At 69.5% G+C, this 24527-nt stretch carries 23 protein-coding genes and 1 tRNA gene; 16 read left to right on the top strand and 8 right to left on the bottom strand.

Annotated elements, in window-relative coordinates:
• The first annotated feature begins 5 nt into the window (after window positions 1-5).
• Genes lepB through nagZ form a run of 8 tightly spaced genes read left to right on the top strand, consistent with a single transcriptional unit; the run spans window position 6 to window position 6449 of the window.
• On the top strand, window positions 6-974 hold the full coding sequence (gene lepB / locus EV685_RS18130) for a signal peptidase I (protein ID WP_130483470.1): 969 nt from the start codon (window positions 6-8) through the stop codon (window positions 972-974).
• An 11-nt stretch (window positions 975-985) separates the two neighbouring features.
• Window positions 986-1378: a DUF4845 domain-containing protein gene (locus EV685_RS18125; protein WP_130483469.1), complete on the top strand. Its 393-nt coding sequence runs from the start codon at window positions 986-988 to the stop codon at window positions 1376-1378.
• Between the two features lie 31 nt (window positions 1379-1409).
• Window positions 1410-2096 (top strand): ribonuclease III, encoded by a 687-nt coding sequence (rnc, locus tag EV685_RS18120; RefSeq protein WP_130483468.1) that lies wholly within the window; start codon window positions 1410-1412, stop codon window positions 2094-2096.
• Window positions 2093-3202 carry a GTPase Era gene (era, locus tag EV685_RS18115; protein ID WP_242615661.1) on the top strand — a complete coding sequence of 370 codons (1110 nt, stop codon included), beginning with the start codon at window positions 2093-2095 and terminating at the stop codon, window positions 3200-3202. The genes rnc and era overlap by 4 nt, the downstream gene beginning before the upstream one ends.
• Before the next feature lie 3 nt (window positions 3203-3205).
• Window positions 3206-4030, top strand: a complete 825-nt coding sequence (recO, locus tag EV685_RS18110) for a DNA repair protein RecO (RefSeq protein ID WP_130483467.1) — start codon at window positions 3206-3208, stop codon at window positions 4028-4030.
• A 46-nt stretch (window positions 4031-4076) separates the two neighbouring features.
• On the top strand, window positions 4077-4868 hold the full coding sequence (locus EV685_RS18105; protein ID WP_130483466.1) for a pyridoxine 5'-phosphate synthase: 792 nt from the start codon (window positions 4077-4079) through the stop codon (window positions 4866-4868).
• A gap of 8 nt (window positions 4869-4876) precedes the next feature.
• On the top strand, window positions 4877-5296 hold the full coding sequence (acpS, locus tag EV685_RS18100) for a holo-ACP synthase (RefSeq protein WP_242615660.1): 420 nt from the start codon (window positions 4877-4879) through the stop codon (window positions 5294-5296).
• A 28-nt stretch (window positions 5297-5324) separates the two neighbouring features.
• Entirely contained in the window at window positions 5325-6449 is a 1125-nt protein-coding gene (gene nagZ / locus EV685_RS18095; RefSeq protein ID WP_130483465.1) for a beta-N-acetylhexosaminidase, read from the top strand.
• Window positions 6450-6548: 99 nt separating this feature from the next.
• Here the strand turns inward: nagZ and EV685_RS18090 are convergent, their stop codons facing one another.
• Window positions 6549-9584, bottom strand: a complete 3036-nt coding sequence (locus EV685_RS18090) for an Rne/Rng family ribonuclease (RefSeq protein ID WP_130483464.1) — start codon at window positions 9582-9584, stop codon at window positions 6549-6551.
• Window positions 9585-10543: 959 nt separating this feature from the next.
• Between EV685_RS18090 and EV685_RS18085 the strand changes: the two genes are divergently transcribed.
• From EV685_RS18085 to EV685_RS18070, 4 genes are read left to right on the top strand one after another with little or no spacing between them, the layout of a single operon-like run.
• Complete coding sequence (locus tag EV685_RS18085) at window positions 10544-11515, top strand: RluA family pseudouridine synthase (RefSeq protein ID WP_130483627.1); 972 nt, start codon at window positions 10544-10546, stop codon at window positions 11513-11515.
• Between the two features lie 5 nt (window positions 11516-11520).
• Window positions 11521-12174: an HAD family hydrolase gene (locus tag EV685_RS18080; protein ID WP_130483463.1), complete on the top strand. Its 654-nt coding sequence runs from the start codon at window positions 11521-11523 to the stop codon at window positions 12172-12174.
• Between the two features lie 39 nt (window positions 12175-12213).
• Window positions 12214-12594 (top strand): Rieske (2Fe-2S) protein, encoded by a 381-nt coding sequence (locus EV685_RS18075; RefSeq protein ID WP_130483462.1) that lies wholly within the window; start codon window positions 12214-12216, stop codon window positions 12592-12594.
• Between the two features lie 56 nt (window positions 12595-12650).
• Window positions 12651-13664 (top strand): S49 family peptidase, encoded by a 1014-nt coding sequence (locus EV685_RS18070; RefSeq protein WP_130483461.1) that lies wholly within the window; start codon window positions 12651-12653, stop codon window positions 13662-13664.
• Here EV685_RS18070 and EV685_RS18065 read toward each other — a convergent pair whose 3' ends face one another.
• The 3 genes from EV685_RS18065 to traF (EV685_RS18055) all read right to left on the bottom strand — a co-directional run bounded on the left by EV685_RS18065 (window position 13665) and on the right by traF (EV685_RS18055) (window position 17282).
• Complete coding sequence (locus EV685_RS18065) at window positions 13665-15038, bottom strand: TrpB-like pyridoxal phosphate-dependent enzyme (protein WP_130483460.1); 1374 nt, start codon at window positions 15036-15038, stop codon at window positions 13665-13667.
• Between the two features lie 125 nt (window positions 15039-15163).
• Window positions 15164-15808: an urease accessory protein UreG gene (gene ureG / locus EV685_RS18060; RefSeq protein WP_130483459.1), complete on the bottom strand. Its 645-nt coding sequence runs from the start codon at window positions 15806-15808 to the stop codon at window positions 15164-15166.
• Between the two features lie 91 nt (window positions 15809-15899).
• Window positions 15900-17282 (bottom strand): conjugal transfer protein TraF, encoded by a 1383-nt coding sequence (gene traF / locus EV685_RS18055; protein WP_165396850.1) that lies wholly within the window; start codon window positions 17280-17282, stop codon window positions 15900-15902.
• 187 nt (window positions 17283-17469) lie between these two features.
• On the opposite strand from traF (EV685_RS18055), the gene EV685_RS18050 reads away from it, so the two are divergent.
• A tRNA-Met gene (locus EV685_RS18050) sits at window positions 17470-17546 on the top strand.
• Window positions 17547-17603: 57 nt separating this feature from the next.
• On the opposite strand, the gene EV685_RS18045 is transcribed toward EV685_RS18050, so the two are convergent.
• Window positions 17604-17894 (bottom strand): hypothetical protein, encoded by a 291-nt coding sequence (locus tag EV685_RS18045; RefSeq protein ID WP_130483457.1) that lies wholly within the window; start codon window positions 17892-17894, stop codon window positions 17604-17606.
• Between the two features lie 329 nt (window positions 17895-18223).
• Between EV685_RS18045 and miaB the strand changes: the two genes are divergently transcribed.
• Window positions 18224-19522: a tRNA (N6-isopentenyl adenosine(37)-C2)-methylthiotransferase MiaB gene (gene miaB, locus EV685_RS18040; protein WP_242615673.1), complete on the top strand. Its 1299-nt coding sequence runs from the start codon at window positions 18224-18226 to the stop codon at window positions 19520-19522.
• 21 nt (window positions 19523-19543) lie between these two features.
• Here miaB and EV685_RS18035 read toward each other — a convergent pair whose 3' ends face one another.
• Both EV685_RS18035 and traF (EV685_RS18030) read right to left on the bottom strand, forming a co-directional pair.
• Entirely contained in the window at window positions 19544-20392 is an 849-nt protein-coding gene (locus EV685_RS18035; protein WP_130483455.1) for a hypothetical protein, read from the bottom strand.
• Window positions 20392-21735: a conjugal transfer protein TraF gene (traF, locus tag EV685_RS18030; RefSeq protein ID WP_130483454.1), complete on the bottom strand. Its 1344-nt coding sequence runs from the start codon at window positions 21733-21735 to the stop codon at window positions 20392-20394. Before traF (EV685_RS18030) ends, EV685_RS18035 begins: the two co-directional genes overlap by 1 nt.
• Window positions 21736-21833: 98 nt before the next feature.
• Here traF (EV685_RS18030) and EV685_RS18025 point away from each other — a divergent pair, with 98 nt between their 5' ends.
• Complete coding sequence (locus EV685_RS18025; protein ID WP_130483453.1) at window positions 21834-22796, top strand: MBL fold metallo-hydrolase; 963 nt, start codon at window positions 21834-21836, stop codon at window positions 22794-22796.
• On the opposite strand, the gene EV685_RS18020 is transcribed toward EV685_RS18025, so the two are convergent.
• On the bottom strand, window positions 22797-23084 hold the full coding sequence (locus EV685_RS18020; protein WP_130483452.1) for a hypothetical protein: 288 nt from the start codon (window positions 23082-23084) through the stop codon (window positions 22797-22799). It lies immediately after the preceding gene.
• Between the two features lie 119 nt (window positions 23085-23203).
• Here EV685_RS18020 and hemA point away from each other — a divergent pair, with 119 nt between their 5' ends.
• On the top strand, window positions 23204-24523 hold the full coding sequence (gene hemA, locus EV685_RS18015) for a glutamyl-tRNA reductase (RefSeq protein ID WP_130483451.1): 1320 nt from the start codon (window positions 23204-23206) through the stop codon (window positions 24521-24523).
• The last annotated feature ends 4 nt before the right edge of the window (window positions 24524-24527 follow it).

Here is a 24527-nt window from a genome sequence, read left to right as displayed (position 1 = left end):
CCCCGATGGCAACCCTCACCGGCATCCTCTACGCCTGCCTGCTGTTCTACGGCACCGGCTGGTATCTCGGCCGCTGGAGCGGCAATTTCTCGCTGCTGCTGTTCATCCTGACCCTCGTGACGCTCGGCTACTGGCTGGCCGAGCGCTATGTCTTCCTGCCACGCCGGCTGGCCGCTGCCGGCGCGATCGAAGCGCAGGACGCGAAGCGCCGCGCCGAGTTGCAGCGCATGGGCATCACCCAGGTCGACAGCAACCTCGCCGAAGCGCGCGACAAGGTGCTGGCCCAGCCCTGGTGGCTGGACTGGACCGCCGGCCTGTTCCCGGTGATCCTGATCGTCTTCGTGTTGCGCTCCTTCTTGTTCGAGCCCTTCAAGATCCCGTCTGGCTCGATGATCCCGACGCTCGAGATCGGCGACCTGATCCTCGTGAACAAGTTCCACTACGGCGTGCGCCTGCCGGTGATCAACCAGAAGATCATCGAGAACAACCCGGTGCAGCGTGGTGACGTGATGGTGTTCCGCTACCCGGTCGATCCGAGCATCGACTTCATCAAGCGGGTCGTCGCGCTGCCCGGTGACACCGTCACCTACGCCAACCAGAAGCTCAGCATCAACGGCCAGCCGGTGCCGCTGCAGCGTCTGGACGACTACTACGAGGAAGACCGTCGCGGCTACTCGCCCATGTTCCGCGAGACCTTCGACGACCGCCCGCATCGCATCCTGGTCGAGCCCCGCCTGCCGTCGAGCTATGGCATGCGCGCCCGTCTGAACAAACATGCGGATGCCTGCACCTACAGCGCCGAGGGCGTGACCTGCAAGGTACCGGCGGGCCACTACTTCGTGATGGGCGACAACCGTGACAACTCGGAGGACTCGCGCTTCTGGGGCTTCGTGCCCGACGAGAACATCGTTGGCCGCGCGTTCTTCGTCTGGATGAACTTCGGCAACGTCAAACGCATCGGCAGCTTCCGCTGAGGAGTCGATCCATGAACGCAGTCACCCGCACGTCCCTCGTCCGTCCGACCTCACACCGGTCGGCGGTGCGCGGCATCACGATGATCGGTCTGCTGTTCTGGGCCGCGCTGGTCTCCATGGCCGGCATCGTGACGCTGCGCGTGCTGCCCACGGTCAACGAGTACTACACCATCCTCGGTGCGGTCGAGAAGATCTCCAAGACCGGCGGCAACACCGTGCCGGAGATCCGCGCCGCCTTCGACCGGCACAAGAGCATCGAATATTCGATCACCTCGGTCTCGGGCGCCGACCTCGAGATCACCAAGAACGACGAGCGCGTGGTTGTCAGCTTCGGCTACGACAAGGAGGTCGAGCTGTTCGGCCCGGTCTACCTGCTGATCAAGTACCGCGGCAGCTCGCGCTGAATCCGCAACACCTTCACGCCTGACGCCTACCGTGTCCACTGCCTCGCTCGATCACCTGCAGGCGCGCCTGGGCCACGTCTTCAACGACGGCGGCCTGCTGGTGCGTGCGCTGACGCACCGCAGCCATGGCGCCGACCACAACGAACGGCTCGAATTCCTCGGCGACGCAGTGCTGAACCTGGCCGTGTCCGACCTGCTGTTCGACCACTTCGACGACTCGCCCGAAGGCGACCTGACGCGTGTGCGCGCCCACCTCGTCCGCCAGGACATGCTGCACCGCATCGCGCTGTCGCTGGCCCTGCCGCAGGAGCTGCGCCTGTCCGAAGGTGAAGCCCGTGGCGGCGGTGCACAGCGGCCGTCCATCCTGGCCGACGCGATGGAAGCCATCATCGGCGCGGTCTACCGCGATGCCGGTTACGCGGCCGCGCAGGGCCTGGTTCGCCGCCTTTTCGAGCCGCTGGTGATCGAGACCGCGACGCAGGCCTGGGCCAAGGACGCCAAGACCCAGCTGCAGGAATGGCTGCAAGCGCGCCGCCTCAGCGTGCCCGACTACCGCATCGAGGCCACCCGTGGCCGCGCCCATGACCAGACCTTCGTGGTCGTCTGCAGCGTGGTCGAACATGGCATCGAAGGCCGCGGCGAAGGCCGTTCCCGCCGAGCCGCCGAACAGGAAGCCGCGCGCCTGGTCCTCGACCAGCTCAGCCGCACCCACGAATGAACCCTGACCCCCAAGACGTCGCTCCGGACCCCGTGCCCGAGGACCAAGCCACCGGCACGCCGGACCCGCAAGACGACGCGGCCGACCACCTCGTGCTGGAGGGCGACGATGACGAGGTCGCCGAAGACGAGTTCGAGGACGACGACGAGGATGCCGACGTCGACGACGACGAGCCCGGCGTCGCGCTGCCGCTGAGCTTCGGCTCCAGCGTGCCGGGCCGTCGTTGCGGCTTGATCGCCATCGTCGGCCGGCCCAACGTCGGCAAGTCGACGCTGCTGAACTCGCTGATCGGCCAGAAGGTCAGCATCACCTCGCGCAAGGCGCAGACCACTCGCCATCGCATCACCGGCATCTGCACCGAGGACGACACCCAGTTCGTCTTCGTCGACACGCCCGGCTTCCAGACCCGCCACACCACGCGCGGCACGGCGGCGCTGAACCGCAACCTCAACAAGACCGTGCAGTCGGTGCTGGCCGACGTCGACATCGTGCTCTTCCTGGTCGAGGCAGGCCGCTTCGGCGTGGACGATGCCAAGGTGCTGGCCCTCATTCCGCCGGGCAAGCCGACGCTGCTGGTGGCCAACAAGCTGGACATGGTCCACCGCCGTGCCGACCTGCTGCCCTGGCTGCAGCAGATGCAGGAGCGTCACCCCTTCACCGAGTTCGTGCCGCTGACCGCGCAGAAGGTGCCCGACGCGCGCCGCCTGCTGGGCATCGTGCGGCCGCACCTGCCCGAGCAGGACTGGTTCTATGACGAGGACGCGCTGACCGACCGCAGCGACAAGTTCCTCGCCTCCGAACTGATCCGCGAGAAGCTGTTCCGACTGACCGGCGACGAGCTGCCCTATACGTCCACCGTGCAGATCGACAAGTACGTCGAGGAAGGCCGGCTGCGCCGCATCAGCGCCACGATCGTGGTCGAGCGCGACGCCCACAAGGGCATGGTGATCGGCGAGGGCGGCGAGCGCCTCAAGCGCATCGGTACCGAAGCCCGCACCGAGCTGGAACGGCTAACCGACGGCCGGGTCTTTCTGGAGCTGTGGGTCAAGGTCCGCTCCGGCTGGGCCGACGACGAGCAGCGCCTGAAGAGCTACGGCTACGAATAAGCCATGGCAACGTCGCGGCGGTCCGGCGGCACGGCTGGCGGATCGGCCGCGAAGCCGCTGTCGGGCTATGTGCTGCACACGCACGACTGGAGCGAGTCCAGCCTGATCCTCGAGGTCTGGACCCGCGAACTGGGCCGCGTCGTCGCGCTGGCCAAGGGCGCCAAGCGACCCTATTCGCAGCTGCGCAGCGTGCTGCTGCCCTTCCAGCGCCTGCACCTGCAACTGGGCAACAAGCGCCTCGAAGGCGGCGCCGAGGTCCAGCTGCTGCGCAGCGCCGAATGGGCCGGCGGCGGGCCGATGCTGAGCGGCGCGGCACTGCTGTCGGGCCTGCACCTCAACGAGCTGCTGCTGCGTGGCGTCGCCCGGCACGACCCGCATCCCCACCTGTTCGACGCCTATGCCAGCACGCTGGCCGCGCTGGTGCGCTCGCGCGAGGACGCCGACGAGGCCATGGCCGCCGCCGCACTGCGGGCCTTCGAGCTGGTCTTCCTGGCCGACTCCGGCGTGCTCCCCGACCTGGCGCGCGTGACTGCCACGCAGCAGCCGGTCCAGCCCGCCGCTCGCCACATGCTGCTGTCGGATGCGGGCGTCTGCACGGCGACATCCAGCCACGACGCCGGCATCAGCGGCGCGGTGCTGCTGGCGCTGCAGACCGCTCTGCAGGCCGACGACCGCGACGCCCTGCAACAGGCCTGCACCGGCGCGCCGCAGGAGCTCAAGAGCCAGCTGCGCGCGCTGCTGCACGAGCACCTCGGCACCTCGATGCTGCGCACCCGCGCGCTGATGGTGGAGCTGGCCCAGCTGCTCGATCGCGGGCCGGGGCGCTGAGGCATCATCCAGACAGCCTTCCACGATCTTGCCCACGCCCGTCCCGATGAACCCTCTTGTCGCCTCCGAAGCGCATGCCGGCGCGCTGCTCACCGTCCTGTCGGTCAACCTCAACAAGGTCGCGCTGCTGCGCAACAGCCGCCACCTTGGCATCCCCAGCGTGACCCGCATGGCCACGTTGGCGCTGGAGGCCGGCGCGCAGGGCATCACGGTGCACCCGCGACCCGACGAGCGCCACATCCGCAGCCACGACGTGACCGATCTGGACGCGCTGCTCAAGGCCTGGCCGCACATCGACTACAACATCGAGGGCAACCCCTTCCACAACCTGATGGACGTGATCAGGGCGGTCCGGCCCCACCAGGCCACCTTCGTGCCGGACTCGGTCGGCCAGTTCACATCGGACCATGGCTGGACCTTCCCAGATGACGCCGAGCGGCTCGCCCCGTTGATCGCGCAATGCCACGAACTGGGCGTGCGGGTCAGCCTGTTCATGGACCCGATCCCCGAGATGATGCGGGCCGCCCGCGAGGTCGGCGCTGACCGCATCGAGCTCTACACCGAGGCCTACGCCTCGGCCTGGGGCACGCCGCAGCAGACGGCGGTGCTGGCCCGCTACACCGCTGCCGCCGAAGCGGCCCTGGCCGTCGGCCTGGGCATCAACGCCGGCCATGACCTGAACCGCGACAACCTGACGGATTTCCTGGCTGCCGTGCCGGGCGTGCAGGAGGTCTCGATCGGCCATGCGCTGACCGCCGACGCGCTGGAGCTGGGCTTCCCGGCCACCATCCGCGCCTACCTCGCCTGCATCCAGCGGGCCCACGCGCGGCAAGGCTGAGGCACGACGTGGGCGGCGCGTTCTCGGCCGGCATCTACGGCATCGGCACCGACATCTGCGACATCCGCCGGATCGCCGCCACGCTGGGCCGGCGCGGCGACCGCTTCGCCGAACGTGTGCTGGGCCCGCGCGAGCTGCAGGTCTGGCGCGCCCGCCGCGCCCGGGTCGAAGCACGGGGCCTGTCCTACCTGGCGACGCGTTTCAGCGTCAAGGAAGCGTTCTCCAAGGCCATCGGACTGGGCCTGCACCATCCGATGCAGTGGCGCAGCTGCGAGACGCTGAACGACCCCTCCGGCCAGCCGCGCATCCACCTCCACGGCGACCTGGCCGAGTGGTTCGCGCAACGCCGCTTGCAGGCCCATGTGACGCTGACCGACGAGACCGACTACGCCGTGAGCTTCGTCGTGGTCGAACGCATCCCCGATTGAGTCTCATGCCGCATTGCAACGAGGACCCATGCACGCACCGCTGATCATCGACATCGCCGGCTCCACGCTGGACGACAAGGACCGCCGCCGCCTGATCCACCCGCGGGTTGGCGGGGTGATCCTGTTTGGCCGCAACTGGTCCGGCCGGGCCGCGCTGACCCGCACCATCGCCGAGATGAAGGACCTGCGGCCCGACCTGCTGGTCGGCGTCGACCACGAAGGCGGCCGGGTCCAGCGCTTCCGCGAAGACGGCTACACGCCCCTGCCGGCCATGCGCGCGCTTGGCCAGCGCTGGCTGCGCGACGACGGCGGCCCGCCCGGCACGGGCGCGTTGCAGGCGATGGAGGCCGCCACCGCGATCGGCCATGTGCTCGGCGCCGAGCTGCGCGCTTGCGGCGTCGACCTGAGCTTCACTCCCGTGCTCGACCTGGACCACGGCCGCAGCGACGTGATCGGCAGCCGCGCCTTCGGCCGCGACGCGCGCATGGTCACCGTGCTGGCCCGCAGCCTGGCGCTGGGCCTCTTACAGACCGGCATGGCCAACTGCGGCAAGCACTTCCCCGGCCACGGCTGGGCCCGCGCCGACACCCATGTGGCCAGCGCCACCGACGAACGCAGCCTCGATGCCATCCTGGCCGACGACGCCCTGCCCTATGCCCAACTGAGCACCTGCCTGCGCGCGGTGATGCCCGCGCACGTCATCTACCCGCAGGTCGACACGCGACCGGCGGGCTTCTCCAGCGTCTGGCTGGAAGACGTGCTGCGCGACCGCCTCGGCTTTGCGGGAGCCGTCTTCAGCGACGACCTCGGCATGGCCGCGGCTCGCCGGGTGCCCGGCCTGCGCGGCAGCGGCCCGGACGGCGAGCTGACGATGCCCGAAGCGGTGATGCAGGCGCTGCAGGCCGGCTGCGACCTGGCCCTCGTCTGCAACCAGTCCAACGTGGACGGGGGCCGCACGCTCGACGCCTTGCTTGACGCCCTGGACGAGGCCGAGGACGACGGTCTGTGGCAGCCCGACCCGGACAGCGAGGACCGCCGCCAGCGCCTGCTGCCGCAGACCGCGCCACTGCCCTGGGACGAGCTGATGCACGACGGCGACTACCAGCGTGCGCTGGAGCGGGTCGCCCAGCTGGCCGCCGACACCCGCGACTGAACGCCCGCCCCCCAACGACAACGCGCCGCAGCGGTCACCCGCGCGGCGCGTTTTTCTTGCATCGCAGACCGGGCCGTCTGAACCGCCCGGCCGCAAGGATCAGGCCTCGAACGGCAGCTTGACGCCAGCGAGGTCTCGGCGGGTCTCGACCAGGATCAGCGGGCCGTCGTCCTGCAGCACCACCGGCTTGATCTCGCGCGGCACGTGCACCGGCTTGGGCTCGCGGGCGATCGCGTCCTGGACCGAGCGGACCTTGTCGGCGTCGCTGTTGATCCACTCCAGGCCGGCGTCACGGGCCAGGCTGGCCAGCGTGTCGATCGGCAGCTCGAAGGGCTGGGCCACGGCGACGGCGGCCACCGGTGCGACCGGCTCGGCCACGATCGCCCGCGGCGCCGGCACCGGTGCAGCGACCGGCGGCGGGGCGGAGACGTACACGGTCTCGGTAACGGGCGCGGTAACGGGCGCGGTAACCGTCTCGGTGCCGGTCTCGACCACCGGCTGGGCGGCCGGTGCTGCGGCGACGTCGGCGGCTGCCTCGTTCGACTCGGCAAGCGTCTCGACGCCGGCTTCGGCATTCAGCTCGCCGTTTTCGCCCGCCTCGCCCGCCTCACGGTTGCGTCCGCGGCCACGGCGACGGCGACGGCCGTCACGGTTGCCTTCGCCACCGTCGCCATCGACCGCCGGGCTGGATGCCTCGGCACCCGCCTCGACGACACCGGCTTCGCCCGCATCGACCGACGGCTGGGTGTCGCCGTTGTCATTGCCCGCGCTGCCTTCTGCGCCTTCCTCGCGGTCACGACGACCCCCACGACCCCGGCGGCGACGCCGCTCGTTGCCCTGCTCGACCGTCTCGCCGGCCACCGGCGCAGCGCCGGCGTCGACCAGCGCCTGGGCCGACAGATCGGCGCTCAGCGGGTCGGTCGGTGCGGCGTTGACGTTCAGTTCGGCGCGCGGAGCGCGGTTCTCGCCACGGTCGCCACGGTCGCCACGCTCACGGCGCTCGCCCCGTTCGCCCTGGCGTTCCTGGCCACGATCGGCGCGTTCGACGCGCTCGCCGCCACGATCACCACCACGGGCATCGCCACGTTCGCCACGATCACCGCGACGCCCCCCCTCGCGGCCCTCGGCCTTGGCGGCGTCCGCACCGGCGCGTTCACCACGTTCCGGGCGATCGCCCCGTTCGTTGCGCTCGCCGCCGCGCTCTCCGCCACGTTCGCCACGACGGCGCTCGCCGCCACGGCCGCCCTGCTGGCCGCCCCGGCCACGGTCACCGCCACGTTCGCCACGGGCGTCCTTGCCGTCCTTGGCGCCATCCTTGCCGGCGGTGCCGGGCTCGGCCACTGCCGGCGCAGCGACGGGCGCCGGTGCTGCTGCCGGCGTGCCGCCGAACAGCTTGCGGATGAAGCCGAAGAAGCCGCCACCGGCGGCCGCTGCGGCGACCGGCGCGGGTGCAGCGACCGGCACGGGCGCGGCCACGACCGGCGCAGGCGCCGGCTCGGGCTTGGGCGGCGCGATCGGCGCCGGCTGGTCGGGCAGCACGCCCTTGATCAGCGGCTCCTGCTTGGCCTTGCCACGCTCGCCGGCATCGCGACGACGGGTGATGCCGACTTCCTCCTCCGGCTCCTCGATCATCGTGTAGCTGGCCTGCAGGTTCTCCAGGCGCGGATCGTCGTGGCGCAGGCGCTCGAGCTTGTAGTTCGGCGTCTCGAGGTGACGGTTGGGCACCAGCAGCACGGTGGTGCGCTGCTTGAGCTCGATCTTGGTGATCTCCGTGCGCTTCTCGTTGAGCAGGAAGCTGGTGACCTCCACGGGCACCTGCACGTGCACGGCGGCCGTGCCTTCCTTCATTGCCTCTTCCTGGATGATGCGCAGGATCTGCAGCGCCGACGATTCGGTGTCGCGGATGTGGCCGGTGCCGTTGCAGCGCGGGCAGGTGATGTGATTGCCCTCGCTGAGCGCCGGGCGCAAGCGCTGGCGGCTCAGCTCCAGCAGGCCGAACTTGCTGATCGAGCTGAACTGCACACGGGCACGGTCGGTGCGCAGCGCGTCGCGCAGGCGCTGTTCGACATCGCGGCGGTTCTTGCTTTCCTCCATGTCGATGAAGTCGACCACGATGAGGCCGCCCAGGTCACGCAGGCGGCACTGCCGGGCGATCTCGTCGGCGGCTTCGAGGTTGGTGCGGGTGGCGGTCTCCTCGATGTCACCACCACGGGTGGCGCGGGCCGAGTTGACGTCCACGGCGACCAGCGCCTCGGTGTGGTCGATCACGATCGCGCCGCCCGAGGGCAGGTGAACCGTGCGCGAGAAGGCTGTCTCGATCTGGTGCTCGATCTGGAAGCGGCTGAACAGCGGCGCGTCGTCGCGGTAGCGCTTCACGCGGTTCGCGGTCTCGGGCATGACGTGCAGCATGAACTGCTTGGCCTGCTCGTAGATGTCGTCCGTGTCGATCAGGATCTCGCCGATGTCGGCGGTGAAGTAGTCGCGGATCGCGCGGATCACGAGCGACGACTCCTGGTAGATCAGGTAGGCGCCCTTGCCGCCCCGGGACGCCTCGTCGATGGCGGTCCAGAGCTTGAGCATGTAGTTCAGGTCCCACTGCAGCTCTTCGGCGCTGCGGCCGATGCCGGCGGTGCGCGCGATGAGGCTCATGCCCTTGGGGTATTCGAGCTGCTCGAGGTTCTCCTTGAGCTCCTCGCGGTCCTCGCCCTCGATGCGGCGAGAGACGCCACCGCCGCGCGGGTTGTTGGGCATCAGGACCAGATAGCGGCCGGCCAGGCTGACGAAGGTCGTCAGGGCGGCGCCCTTGTTGCCACGCTCTTCCTTCTCGACCTGGACCAGCAGCTCCTGGCCGTTGGCGATCACGTCCTGGATCTTGGCGTCACGCACGGCGACGCCTTCCTTGAAGTAGGTGCGGGCGATTTCCTTGAACGGCAGGAAGCCGTGGCGGTCTTCGCCGTAGTCGACAAAACAGGCTTCGAGCGAAGGCTCGACGCGTGTCACGACGGCCTTGTAGATGTTGCCCTTGCGCTGTTCGCGGCCCTCGATCTCGGTCTCGAAATCGAGCAGTTTCTGGCCGTCGACGATCGCCAGACGCCGCTCTTCGGGCTGCGTGGCATTGATCAGCATGCGTTTCATGCGTACTCCTCTCGTGCCTGCGCCGCCAGGGGAGTGGGCGGCACAGCATCCATCGAACTGCCACATCCGCACCCGGGGAGGTGCAGTTGCGGCCACGTCGCGATGCACGAGAACGTCGCAGTCCGACCGAGAAGGAATCGCCCTGGACTGCGTGGCCGGACACCGGCAGGTGCCGGCAACCGATCGAGGCCGGAAGCCTCAGCCGCGCAGCGTTGGCGCGCCGTCGAGCGCTCCGGCCACCATGGTGTCACCCACCTCCAGCCCGACCGCCGTGCCGCGCGCGTGGCGCGGCAGACAGCCATCGCCCGGGCCGTGCCGAGTCGGCAGGGTCCGGGCAGCAACGCGGCCGGCGCGCGGGGCGCGGGGGTCGGTTGCGTGGGGGGTTGGAGGGGTGGCGGCCATCTTCGGCGGCTAGAGTGTCGACCTGCTCACCGCAGCGACCGGTGCTGTCGGGCGTCCCAGCACTTCCGGGACATCCCGCCAGCCCGAGGGCTGCGGCTTGAAAAACCTTGACTTGGGGGATCTGACCGCGAGGTCCCTGGCGCGTCGCCCTGCCCTCCACCGGCTCACCTTGGGAGACGGAACCAGGGCCGCAGCGGCGCGCTGCATCATCGTTGTCGGTGCACCGGACCGGTCTCGAACGGAGGGGCCGATCCGATGCGCCATCCCTCGCCACGCTGCAGGTGTCCTCTTCGGGCAGGCCGGTCCGGCTTGCCGCTCTTCAAGCGGCGCTGGCCGGAGGCCGTCGGTCTGCGATGCGATGCGCACCGCTAAACTCAGACAAATCAAACACTTACAACGCGAACGTGGTGCAGAGGATTATAGGGGCCAAGTCCCCGCGTTCCGGTGGTTCACGAACCGCACGGAAAACGCTGGGCACCACGTCGACGGCAACCCAGCCGACGAAGGTGGCCGCTCGACCGGCCCCGGTGGCGACACCGACGGCGGCCACCGCCCAGGTGCGCCAGTTCGTCGTCGACGAGGCTGGCGAGGGCCAGCGGCTGGACAACTACCTGATGCGCGAGCTCAAGGGCGCGCCCAAGACGCTGGTCTACCGGATCATCCGCAGCGGCGAGGTGCGCGTGAACAAGGGTCGCGCCAGCGCTGACACCCGTGTCGCCAGCGGCGACGTGGTGCGCGTGCCGCCGCTGCGCTTGGCCGATCCGGCGGTCGCCGCTGAGGCCGCCAGCCGCGTCCCGCCGCGCGAGTTCCCCATCCTGTTCGAGGACGAGCACCTGCTGGCGATCGCCAAGCCGGCCGGCGTCGCCGTGCACGGCGGGTCGGGCGTCAGCTTCGGTGTGATCGAACAACTGCGCCGGGCCCGTCCGACGGCGAAGTTCCTCGAACTCGTGCACCGGCTGGACAAGGAGACGTCCGGCATCCTGCTGGTGGCCAAGAAGCGCAGCGCGCTGACCGCCCTGCAGGACCAGTTCCGCCAGCGCGACACCGGCAAGACCTATGCCGCGCTGGTGATCGGCGACTGGCCCGAGTCGCTCAAGGTGATCGATGTCGCGCTGCACAAGACGCTCGACGCCGAGGGCGAACGCCGCGTGCATGCCGTCGCCGCAGACCACCCGGACGGCCGGCGCTCGATCTCGCTGGTTCGTGTGGTGCAGCGGGGCGGCGGCTACACGCTGCTGGACGTGACGATCAAGACCGGCCGCACCCACCAGATCCGCGTCCACCTGCAGCAGGCCGGCCACCCCATCGTGGGCGACGACAAGTACGGCGATTTCGCCGTCAACCGGGCGATGGCGCGCGGCGAGGCCCTGCCCGGCCTGCGTTTCGGCCGCATGTTCCTGCACGCCCGCCGCTTGGCCTTCGACCATCCGGCCAGCGGGGCGCGCATCGAACTGGCCGCGCCGCTGCCCGAGGAGTGCGCGACACTGATCACCCGTCTCGCGACGCCTCCTTCAGCCCCCACGACCTGACCGCCATGCGCCGCTACGACCTCATCGTCTTCGACTGGGACGGCACGCTGTTCGACTCCACCGCGCTGATCGTGCGCAGCATCCAGGTCGCCTGCCGAGACCTGGGCGCCGAGGTGCCGAGCGACCAGCAGGCCGCCTTCGTGATCGGCCTGGGCCTGCAGGACGCGCTGCAGCGCGCGGTGCCCGGCCTGCCCGTCGAGCGCTATCCGGAGCTGGGCCTGCGCTACCGCCACCACTACTTCCGCGAGCAGCACGCGATCACCCTGTTCCAGGGCGTGCCCGAGTTGCTGGAGAGCCTGCGCAGCCGCCAGCACCAGCTCGCGGTGGCCACCGGCAAGAGCCGGCGCGGGCTGGACGAGGCCCTCGACGGCGCTGACCTGCGGCGCTGGTTCGACGCCACCCGCACGGCCGACGAGACCCGCTCCAAGCCGCATCCGCAGATGCTGCAAGAGCTGATGGCCGAACTGGACGTGCCGCCCGAGCGCACGTTGATGGTCGGCGACACCAGCCACGACCTGATGCTGGCAAAGAACGCCGGCACCGCCGCCGTCGCCGTCGCCTACGGCGCACACGAGCCGGCCGAGCTGCAGGCACACGACCCGCTGGTGGTCGCCCACAGCGTGCAGGAACTGCACGACTGGCTGCAGCGCCACGCCTGAGCCCGAGCCTTCACCTTCCAGCCCGCCCCGATCGCGCCGATGTCCGACACCTTGCCTGCCGAACCCCTGTGCGCCTCCGCCGACCTGGAGGACGGTGGCCTGGCCCATGTCTTCGACCTGCTCGAATACGGCCGGCCCGCACGGGCCTTCGTGTTGCGCTTCGACGGCCAGCCGGTTGGCTACCTCAACCGCTGCGCCCACGTGCCCACCGAGATGGACTGGCAGGAAGGCCGTTTCCTGGACGACGACAAGCGCTGGATCATCTGCTCGATCCACGGCGCGGCCTACGAGCCTCGCAACGGCCAGTGTGTCGGCGGCCCCTGCGTCGGCAAGCGCCTGAAGCCTCTGCGGGTCGAGGAGCGTGACGGCCAGGTGTATTGGTATCCTCAAGGCGAACTCAAGCCCGCCTTCGGCGCCTGAGCGTCCCTGTTTCCTGTCCCGCGATCTGCCTGCGGCACGCGCCGCACGGAGCCCCGATGTACCCCGACACCCCCGATGCCACCGACAGCGGCGCGAGCGCCTCGCCCGCCAGTTCGGTGAACCCGTCCCCCGCCGCCCCTGCACGCAGCGCCAGCGAAGCCCTGATCGAACAGTTCGCCCAGGACTACCTGAAGGATCGGCGCAGCACGCGGCGCTGGAACCTCGTCATCCGGCTGGGCTGGCTGGCGGCCTTCGCGGTGCTGGTCTGGGGCTTCGTCAGCCAGGGCTCGCCGGCCAGCGCGCCGAGCGGTCCGCACACCGCCCTGGTCGAACTGCGCGGCGAGATCGCCGCCGACACCGAGGCCAGCGCCGAGGTGATGCTGTCGGGCCTGAAGAGCGCCTTTGAGGACGTCGGCGCCCGCGCCGTCGTCATCCGCATCAACTCGCCGGGCGGCAGCCCCGTGCAGGCGGGGATCATCCACGACGAACTGCAGCGGCTGAAGAAGCTGCACGGCAAGCAGCTCTACGTGGTGGTCGAGGAAAGCTGCGCGTCCGGCGCCTACTACGTGGCCGCCGCCGCCGACGCGATCTATGTCGACAAGGCGTCCATCGTCGGCTCGATCGGTGTGCTGATGGACGGCTTCGGCTTCACCGGCCTGATGGACAAGCTCGGCGTCGAGCGCCGCCTGATCACGGCCGGCGAGAACAAGGGCATGCTCGACCCGTTCTCGCCCGCCTCGGAACGCCAGCGCGCGCTGGCCCAGGCCATGATCGACCAGATCCACCAGCAGTTCATCGACGTGGTCCGCCAGGGCCGCGGCGACAAGCTCAAGGAGACCGAAGACACCTTCTCCGGTCTGTTCTGGAACGGCGAAGAGGCCGTGAAGATCGGCCTTGCCGACGGTCTGGGCAACCTGGACTATGTCGCCCGCGAGATCGTCAAGGCCGAGAACATCATCGACTACACCCCGCACGAGAACGTCGCCGAGCGACTGGCCAAGCGCTTCGGCGCCTCGGTCGGCGCCGGCGCGGTGCGGGCGATGAAGCTCGATGCGCTGCGCCTGAACTGATCAGGCCGGCACCGACGGCAGGCCCGCCAGGGCCATGGCCAGCTCGGACTCGTCGTAGTTCAGGTCCTGCAGCTTGCCGGAGAAGTAGTCGCTGTAGGCCTGCATGTCGAAGTGGCCGTGGCCGCACAGGTTGAACAAGATGACCTCCGAGCGGCCTTCGCGCTTGCAGCGCAGGGCCTCCTCGATCGCACCCTTGACGGCGTGGTTGGCCTCCGGCGCCGGCACGATGCCCTCGGCCCGGGCGAAGGTCACGCCGGCCTCGAAGCAGGCGTTCTGGTGGTAGGCGGTCGCCTCGATCAGGCCCAGCTCCTTCAGGTGCGACACCATCGGCGCCATGCCGTGGTAGCGCAGCCCGCCCGCATGGAAGCCGGGCGGTGTGAAGGTGCTGCCCAGCGTGTGCATCTTGGTCAGCGGCGTCAGGTGGGCGGTGTCGCCGAAGTCATAGGCGTACTTGCCACGCGTCAGGCTCGGGCAGGCCGCCGGCTCGACCGCGACGATGCGGCGCTTCTTGGCCGACGCGCCACCGCGCAGCTGCAGGCCGAGGAAGGGAAAGGCAATGCCGGCGAAGTTGGAGCCGCCGCCGGTGCAGCCGACGACCACGTCCGGGTCATCGCCGGCCATCTCCAGCTGGGCGATGGCCTCCTCGCCGATGATGGTCTGGTGCAGCAGCACATGGTTGAGCACCGAACCCAGCGCGTACTTGGTGTCCTCGCGCTGCGCAGCCAGTTCGACCGCCTCGGAGATCGCGATGCCCAGGCTGCCGGGGTGATCCGGCCGCTGCGCCAGGATGGCCCGACCCGACTGGGTCAGGTTGGACGGCGAGGCCACGCACTGCGCGCCGTAGGTCTCCATCACCGCGCGGCGATAGGGCTTCTGGTCGTAGGACACGCGGACCTGGAAGACCTGCACCTCGATGCCGAACAGCGCACCGGCAAAGCTCAGCGAGGTGCCCCACTGGCCCGCGCCGGTCTCGGTCGTCAGCTTGCGGATGCCGGCCTCGCGGTTGAACCAGGCCTGCGGGATCGCGGTGTTGGGCTTGTGCGAGCCAGCCGGGCTGACGCCTTCGTACTTGTAGTAGATCTTCGCGGGGGTGCCGAGCGCTTCTTCGAGTCGGCGGGCGCGGTAGAGCGGCGCCGGGCGCCACTGGCGGAAGATCTGGCGGACCGGCTCGGGGATGTCGATGTAGCGCTCGGTCGAGACCTCTTGCTGGATCAGCGCCATCGGGAACAGCGGGGCCAGATCGTCCGGACCGACCGGCTGCAGCGTGCCGGGGTGCAGCACGGCCGGCAAGGGCACCGGCAGGTCGGCGGCAAGGTTGTACCAAGCCTTGGGCATCTGGTCTTCGGACAGCAGGAACTTGATCTGGTCGCTCACGCGGCATCTCCCGACATGGAAGGGCCGGAACACCACGCCCCGGCCTCCAGTCGATGCTAGGCGGCTCGCGCGCCGCCGCAAGTCAGGACTGTCACCGGGTCAGGCCGGCGATTCAGGCCTGCGGATCAAGCCACCAGCAGGCCCTGCTTCTCGATGTAGGCGACCACCTCGTCGAGGCCGTCGCGGGTCTTGAGGTTGGTCATCACGTAGGGCCGGGTCGGACGCATGCGCTTCGTGTCCGACGCCATCACCGCCAGGTCGGCGCCGACATGGGGCGCCAGGTCGGTCTTGTTGATGACGAAGAGGTCGCTCTTGGTGATGCCGGGCCCGCCCTTGCGCGGGATCTTCTCGCCGGCGGCGACGTCGATCACGTAGATCGTCAGGTCGCTCAGCTCGGGGCTGAAGGTCGCCGCCAGGTTGTCGCCGCCCGACTCGATGAAGACGATGTCGGCGTCCGGGTACTTCTCGAGCATGCGGTCGACGGCCTCGAGGTTGATCGACGCGTCCTCGCGGATCGCGGTGTGCGGGCAGCCGCCCGTCTCCACGCCCATGATGCGGTCCGGGTCCAGCGCGCCGGCCACGGTCAGCAGGCGCTGGTCTTCCTTGGTGTAGATGTCGTTGGTGACGACGACCAAGTCCCAGCGCTCACGCATGGTCTTGCAGAGCATCTCGACCAGCGTGGTCTTGCCCGACCCGACCGGCCCGCCGACGCCAACGCGCAGCGGCGGGAGTTTCTTGGTGCGACCGGGGACAGCGTGCAGGTGGCTCATGGTGTGTGCGGCAGAGGAGGTGAACGTGGGTTCGAGGGCGTGAACCTTAGCAAACCACATGCCGCACGGGCGCTGATCCCGGGTCCGCCCTTCAGAACTTCTCGGCGATCGACAACGAGGCCCCGGCGCTGCGTGGCACGCGGCTGCCGTCGGCCTGGACCTTGGCCTGGCTGGCCTGCACGTCGAGGTTGACGACGCCCCAGCTCAGGCCCAGGCCATGGCTGGCGAGCCTGTCGCCGACCATGTTCTTGCGCCAGCCCAGCCGGATGCTCGGCACCAGGTAGTTCAGCAGCGAGCCGAACGAGCCCTCGAACCGTTCGGCGTTGTAGCTGACCGAGGCGGTGACGAACTTCTGCAGGTCGCCCACGAAGTTCGGCGTCTCGTTGGCGGCGTAGCTGGTCTGCAGCATCCAGCGCTTGTTGGCGGTGTGGATCGAGCCTTCAAGGACCAGGTGGGTCTTGAGCTTGACCTGGTCGAGGGCGTCGATGCGGCCATTGACCGCCAGCGTGGTCGCCGCGTACTGGTTGGCGGCGTTGGCGTCCCGGGTCGGATCCGGGTAGGCGAAGCTCGGCTGGCCGAGGTTGTAGACCGTCGCACCGGCCTGCCAGTTCTCGGCCTGCCAGTTCAGTCCCAGGTCGACACCGAGCGCACTGGCGCTGCGCGATGAGACCGAGTCGCGGTCAAAGTTGCCGGTGTTGCTGTTGCCGTTTGCATCGGTGAATCCCACCAGTTGGCGGTACAGCCGGGCCTGGTAGCGGTTCAGTCGCAGACCACCGTCGAGCTTGCCGTTGGCACCGTCATGGCCGAACCAGCGGCCGACCTCGGTGCTGTAGCCCAGGCTGAGCTGGGTGATGGTCGCGGCCTTGACGTCAAAGGCCGAGGCGGTGCTCAGCCCGGTGGGCGCACCCACCGGCCCCACCAGCACGGCGTTGTCCGCGAGAAACCGGCCCGCGGCCTGCGCCTGCACATGGGCCTGCAGGCTGAAGACACCCTGCAGCTTCTCGCTGCGGATCAGCAGCGGCGTGAGCAAGGACCCTCCGCCCGACACGCTGAAGCGCCCGCCACGGTCCAGCGTCGGCAGCAGGCCGTTGACGATGTCGAGCTGGGCCTGCGCAGCCACCTGGGAACCGGCGCTGCGAGCGGCGGTCACGGCCGCGTCGATGCGGTCCAGGCTGTTCTGCAGGTCGTCCACATCACCCAGCGTGTACTGCGCACCCGCCTGCAGCAGGCCGACGCGGACCGACTCGCTGGCATCGACCAGGCGCTGCGCATTGGCCGGGTTGTAGCCGGAGGAATTCAGGTTGTTGCGGTTGAAGACCGGGCCCACCGTCAGCCCGTAGCCCGGGCTGAAGAGCGACTGATTGGCCTGCACGCCACCGGCGACGGCGCTCAGCAGCAAGGCAGCAGCAAAGGGGCGCCGCGCAAGGCGCGAGGTGAGGACGTTCGGGGAATTCGACGGCAAGCGGAAGGTCACGCAGGGCTCCTGGGCAGGGCTCGGATGAGCCGAAGAAAGTGAAGCCCTGCTATCGACCCCCCGCCTGGGAAGTTGAGTTCGCGCCCCGCCCAGAGGCCCAGCCGCCGTGAGGTCCTGGCTGCAAATCGGAGCGACTCAAAAAACGCTTGCCAAGCAACCGAAGCCCTCACTATACTAGCGGGCTCAAGGCGCTTTAGCTCAGCCGGTTAGAGCGACGGAATCATAATCCGCAGGTCCGGGGTTCGAATCCCTGAAGCGCCACCAGATCAGAAGGCCCCGACGTCGAAAGACTTCGGGGCCTTTCCGTTTCCAGTCCTGTATTCAGTCGTCGACCGCGCCAAGCGTCCTGTCGAACTCGACCCGGTCCACGTCGCTGCGGTTTCGGTAGAGCCGCAACAGCTCGTCCATCGAGCGCATCAGGCTGGCCAGGTCTTGGTCGATCTCGATGCCCGGCTGGGTCGACAGCGCTAGCAGCAGTTCGTCGGCCAAGTCCGTGATCTCGTGTTTGACGTGGTGCAGGAAATCGTCCCAGTCGGCCTCGACGGGCAGCGACGTGGGGGACTTGGCGCTGTTGGCGGTAGCGGTGGTGGCGGTGTTGGCGATGGTCGACATGTCGATCCTTCTCGGATGATGCGCAGACGGCTGAGGTCGTCTCTTCGGCCCGGTCTCGCGCCGGCTGAATCAGGGTTACCCCGATTTCCGAAAACGATTGCAACCTGGGCCTGCCGCAGGTCACGGCCTCGTCCCTGGGCGGGATGCCACCGGGCGATAAACTCCGCGCCCTTCCCGTTCGACCCCGCGCAGCCGCTGGCTCTACACCATCACCGAGGCGCCACCCGATGACCCAAGAACTCCCCGCCGCGTCCGCCTTGGACGCCCCCACCGCAGCGGCCGTCGAGCCCGCCACGAAGAAGGTCTACATCCGGACCTTCGGCTGCCAGATGAACGAATACGACTCGGACAAGATGTCCGACGTCATGAACGCGGCGCAGGGCTACACGCCCACCGACGATCCGGAGCAGGCCGACCTGATCCTCTTCAACACCTGCTCGGTGCGCGAGAAGGCGCAGGAGAAGGTCTTCAGCGACCTCGGCCGCGTCAAGCACCTGAAGGCGCGTGGCGTGATGATCGGCGTCGGCGGCTGCGTGGCGAGCCAGGAAGGCGCGGCCATCATCGAGCGCGCGCCCTATGTCGACGTGGTGTTCGGGCCGCAGACCCTGCACCGCCTGCCACAGCTGCTGGAGCGCCGCCGCACGCAGGGCCGCCCGCAGGTCGACATCAGCTTCCCCGAGATCGAGAAGTTCGACCACCTGCCGCCAGCCCGCGTCGAGGGCTCGTCGGCCTTTGTGTCGATCATGGAAGGCTGCAGCAAGTACTGCTCCTACTGCGTCGTGCCCTACACCCGCGGCGAGGAGTTCAGCCGGCCCTTCGAGGAGGTGCTGACCGAGGTCGCCGGCCTGGCCGACCAGGGCGTGCGCGAGGTCACGCTGCTGGGCCAGAACGTCAACGCCTACCGCGGTCCGATGGGCGGCAGTGCCGAGATCGCCGACTTCGCCACGCTGATCGAGTACGTGGCCGAGATCCCCGGCATCGAGCGCATCCGCTACACCACCAGCCATCCCAACGAGTTCACGCAGCGCCTGATCGACGTCTACGCCAGCGTGCCGCAGCTGGTCGACCACCTGCACCTGCCGGTTCAGCACGGCTCGGACCGCATCCTGATGGCGATGAAGCGCGGATACACCACCCTCGAATACAAGAGCACGATCCGCAAGCTGCGTGCGATCCGGCCCGGCATCAGCCTGTCGACCGATTTCATCGTCGGCTTCCCCGGCGAGACCGAGGACGACCACGCCCGCACGATGAAGCTGATCGACGAGATCGGCTTCGACGCCAGCTTCAGCTTCGTCTTCAGCCCGCGCCCCGGCACACCGGCTGCGGCGCTGCAGGACGACACACCGCAGGACGTCAAGCTGGCCCGCCTGCAGCAGCTGCAGGCGCGCATCGAGGAGAACGTGCGCCGCATCAGCGACAGCCGCGTCGGCACGGTCCAGCGCATCCTGGTCGAAGGCCCGAGCCGGCGCGATCCGGCCGAGCTGATGGGCCGCACGGCCTGCAACCGCATCGTCAACTTCGACGGCGGCCCGCAGCGCGACCGGCTGGTCGGTCAGATGGTCGACGTGGCCATCACGCGGGCCTACCCGCATTCGCTGCGTGGCGAGGTCGTCACGCGCGGCTGAGCCGCCAGAAGACAGGGCTGGTCAGAGCTTCCAGAGGAATTCGACGCCGATCGACCGATTGCCCTGGCGGGTGCGCGGCAATTCCAGCTTGCCCTGCTGGTCGACCGGCCGCGCCGAGGTCTGCAGCCGGCCCCACAGGCCCAGATGCACATGGTCGAACACGGCGATGCTGGCGCGACCCTCGATGCCCAGGTCGTAGCCGCCCCGGGTGTTGCCAAAGATGACGCCGGGGTGCGCCGTGTTCTCGACCTTGCGCCAGACCGGCACCGCCACGCCCACGCGCCCAGCCAGGTGCACGGGCGTGCCCCGCACGCGCTCGCTCTCGTAGCCCAGGCCGAGGTGCCACAAGAGTTCGGCAGAGGTTTCTTCGATGGTCTCGCCAGTGGCGACATCCACGGCCTGGTCGACACCGGCGGCAAAGCTGTAGCGCCGGAAGGACTGGCTGTGGAAGGCCGGACCGGTCGACACGAACCAGGGGCCGCGCAGCCGGATCTGGCCCAGCAGGCGGGTGGTGCTGTCGCTGATGCGCACGCCGTTGGTCTGCACCACCGGCACGGTGGTCACGATGTCGGGCTGTCCGGTGACGGGAAAGCGTGTACCCACCGGCGCGGTCCATGTCTCGCGCCCGCTGACCGGCGCGAAGCTGGTCTCGTTGTCGAGCGAGAACAGCACATCCGGCGCCAACGCATACAGGGCACCGCTGACCAGCAGCGGGTTGTTGACGACGGCCTTGCTGCGCACCGGCAGGGTCGACGCGTATTCCTCGTAGCTCAGGCGCTGCACGGCCACGCCCACGAAGTAGGAATAGCCGGACTCGGGCATCGCGGCCCGGGTGTCGCGAGCGTCCGAGGGCGGTAGGTCCGCGGCCATCAGAACTTCTCCGTCACCGACAGCGACGCGCCGGCGCTGCGCGGCACGCTGCCGCCATCGGCGCTGACCTTCTGCTGGCTCTGGTGGAAGTCAAGGTTGACGATGCCCCAGCTGAAGCCGAGGCCGGTGCTGCCCAGGCGGCTACCGGCGAGGTTCTTGCGCAGACCCAGCCGCACGCTCGGCACGATGTAGTTCAGCAACGTGCCGAAGGAGCCCTCGAAACGCTCGGCGTTGTAGCTGAGCGAGAGGCTCGCCAGCCGCTGCGGTTCGCCGACCACGTCGGGCGTCTCGTTGAGCGCCAGGCTGGTCTGGCCCAGCCAGCGCTTGTTGTCGCTGTAGAGCGAGCCTTCGAGCACGAGGTGCGTCTTGAGCGCGACCTGGGCGTTGGCCTGTTCGGCGCTCAGCCCAGCGGCGGCATATCGGTTGACCGCCGAGGTGTCCTGCAGGGGATCGGGGTATCGGAAAGTGGGTTGGCCGATGTTGTAGAGGGTTGCGCCCAACTGGTAGTTCGTCGCCGTCCAGGCCACGCCCAGGTCGACACCCACGGCCGATGCGCTGCGGCTGTCGACGCTGTCCTGCGAGAAGGTGCTGCCGCCGCTGCCGCTGTTGCCATTGCCGTTCTCGTCGGTGAAGCCGACCACCTGGCGATAGAGCTTGGCCTGGTAGACGTTCAGGCGCAGACCGGCGTCGAGCTGGCCGCGGTTGGCGTTGATGTCGAGCCGGCGGGTCAGCTCGGTGCCGTAGCCGAGCGCGAGCTGGGTCAGGCGGGCGACGCGGACGTCGAAGCCGGAGCGGGTCTTCAGACCGACCGTCTGGTTGCCGGCATCCACGGCGAGCTCGGCATCCCGTCCCAGGAACTGCCCGGCCACCTGGACCTGCGCATTGGCCACCACCGAGAAGACGCCGCCCAGGCGTACGCTGCGGATCAGCAGCGGCGTCAGCAGGCTGCCGCCGGCGGCGAGGTGGATGCGGGCGCCCTTCTCCAGATTGGGCAAGAGTGTGTTGATCTGATCGACGCGCGCCTGCGCCGTCAGGGGCTGGTCGCGCGCGGCCTGCACCGCCGCGTCCATCGCGTCGAGCTGCTTCTGCAGGTCATCGATCTCGCCGAGCGTGTACTGCGCGCCGGCCTGCATCAGCCCGAAGCGGACCGATTCATCGGCGTCGACCAGGCGGACGGCGTTGGCCGGGTTGTAGCCCGCCGAGCTGAGGTTGTTGCGGTTGAAGACCGGACCGACCGTCAGGCCGTAGCCGGGGGTGAAAAGCGATTGGTTGGCCTGCGCCGGCAGGCCGGTGGCGCACAAGGCCAGCGCGGCGGCGGCGAGCGGATCGAAGGTGCGGGTCATGCGGGTCTCCCTGTCGTGGTGGGTTGGAAAGCCGCTCGAAACTAAGTGGCCGACCTGCCACCGACAATCACCGGAACTTGTAGAAGACCGAGCTGCCCATGAGCGTTGACGTTTCCAGCCGACACGCAGTGGCCCCGCTGCCCACGCACCTGAGCGTCCTGCAGCGCGGCTGGCTGTCGTCCAACAACACGCTGTTGCACGGCCTGCCGGGCGAGCCGGCGGTGCTGGTCGACAGCGGCCACGGCGTGCACGCGGCGCAGACCGAGGCGCTGGTGCGCCATGCCTTGCACGCAGCGGGCGGACCCGACGCGCGGCTCGGTCGACTCGTCAACACCCACCTGCATTCGGACCACTGCGGCGGCAATGCCCGGCTGCGCACGGCCTTCGGCGCCGAGGTCTGGGTGCCGCCCGGCCAGGCGGGCGCCGTGCGCGACTGGGACGAGGCCGCGCTGAGCTACCGCGCCACCGGCCAGTTCTGCCCGCGCTTCGAGGTCGATGCGGTGCTGCAGCCCGGCGTGCCCCTGCAGGTGGGCGGCCTCGCCTGGGACGTGCTGGCCGCGCCCGGCCATGACCCGGATTCGGTGCTGCTGTTCGAGCCGCAGCACGGTGTGCTGCTGTCGGCCGATGCGCTGTGGGAGAACGGCTTTGGCGTGGTCTTTCCGGAGCTGGACGGCGAGTCCGGCTTCGACGAGGTCGGCGAGGTGCTGGACCTGATCGAGCGCCTGCCGGTGCGCTGCGTCGTGCCGGGCCACGGCGCGCCTTTCGAGGATGTCACCGGCGCGCTGGCCCGCGCCCGCAGCCGCCTGGCCAACCACCGCGCCGACCCGTCACGCCATGCCCGTCACGCGGGCAAGGTGCTGGTGAAGTACCACCTGATGGAGGTCGGCGAGCAGGCGCTGGTCGAGCTGCGCCGCTGGGGCCGCGAGACGCCGCTGGTGGCCGCGACGCAGCGCGCCGCCGGGGTCGCCGGCCGGGTCGAGGACTGGTTCGAGGACCTGCTGGCCGACCTGCTGGGCAGCGGCGCGCTGCGGCGCGACGGCGAGCTCGTGCGCGACGCCTGATCAGGCGCGTCGCCGGCCGGGCCCGAAGCCGACCCACCACAGGCCGATCGCGTTGGCCACGACCAGCGCGGCCCAGGTCGACATGCGGCCGTCACGGCCCTGCAGCAACAGGCCGCCGACCAGCGCGATCAGGCCACCGCAGCCGGCATGCAGCGCCAGCCGCTGCCACGCCACGCCGGCCAGTGCGTCGCGCCAGAGCAGCTTGGCCAGGGCGGCCGTCAAGGCGGCCAGCACCAGCGCCGGCAGCATAAAGTTCAGCAGGTGATCGAGCGCGTCGAGGAAGCCCATGGCGGGTGGTCACTTGGAGAAACGCGGTGGCGTGGCGCCCGTCTGCAAGCAGCGGTCAGAAGTTGAAACTTGCGTCTGGATCCAGGCGACGCAAGGACCCGAAATCTTACAATCGCGCCATGAGCGTCTTCGCCCTCAGCCTGAACCACCACACCGCGCCGGTCGACCTGCGTGGCCGGTTCGCCTTCACGCTCGACCAGCTCGGTCCGGCCCTGCAGGGCCTGCGCGGCGGGCTGCAAAGGGCCGAGCCCGAAGTGGCGCTGCTGTCGACCTGCAACCGCACCGAGCTGTATGTCGCGGCCGATCCCGGCCAGGCCCATCAGCTGGTCGTGCCGGTGCTCGACTGGCTGGCCACGCACGGCGGCGTCAGCACCGATGACCTGCGCCGCCACACCCACGTGATGGAACGCCACGAAGCCGCCCGGCACGTCTTCCGGGTCGCCTCCGGGCTGGACTCGATGGTGCTGGGCGAGCCGCAGATCCTGGGCCAGATGAAGCAGGCCGTGCGCGAGGCCGATGCCGCCGGCACGCTCGGCACGACGCTGCACCAGATGTTCCAGCGCTCGTTCTCGGTCGCCAAGGAGGTCCGCACCTCGACCGAGATCGGCTCGCACTCGATCAGCATGGCGGCGGCGGCCGTGCGCCTGGCCGGCCAGCTGTTCGAGGACCTGCACAAGATCCGCATCCTGTTTGTCGGCGCGGGCGAGATGATCGAGCTGGCCGCGACCCACTTCGCGGCCAAGGCGCCCAAGCACATCACCATCGCCAACCGCACCCTCGAACGTGGCGAGAAGCTGGCCAGCCACTTCGGCGCCGAGGCCATGCGCCTGGCCGATCTGCCGGCCCGCCTGCACGAGTTCGACGCGGTCGTCTCCTGCACCGCCAGCACGCTGCCGCTGATCGGCCTGGGTGCCGTCGAACGGGCCCTGAAGGCCCGCAAGCGCCGGCCGATGTTCATGGTCGACCTGGCCGTGCCGCGCGACATCGAGCCCGAGATCGCCCAGCTCGACGACGTCTACCTCTACACCGTCGATGACCTGTCGGCGCTGGTCCAGACCGCCGGCGAGAAGCGTCAGGCCGCCGTGGCGCAGGCCGAGGCCATCATCGACGCGGGCGTGCAGAACTTCGTGCACTGGCTGGCCCAGCGCGCCACGGTGCCGCTGATCCAGTCGCTCAACGCCCAGGCCGACGCCTGGCGCGCGGCCGAGATCGCGCGGGCCCGCAAGCTGCTAGCCAAGGGCTCGGACGTCGACGCGGTGCTCGACGCCCTGTCGCGCGGGCTGACCCAGAAGATGCTGCACGGCGCGCTGGCCGAGCTGCACAACGCCGACCCCAACCAGCGGGCGATGACCGCTGAAGTGGTCTCGCGGCTGTTCCTGCGCGGCGAGACACGCCGGCCCGGGCGCGCCGGTGCGCAAGACGGCGGCGACGAGTCCTAGCGAC

The organism is Sphaerotilus mobilis, assembly GCF_004216565.1.
GTDB lineage: Bacteria > Pseudomonadota > Gammaproteobacteria > Burkholderiales > Burkholderiaceae_C > Sphaerotilus > Sphaerotilus mobilis.
This window is presented reverse-complemented; position numbering and strand designations above follow the sequence as displayed.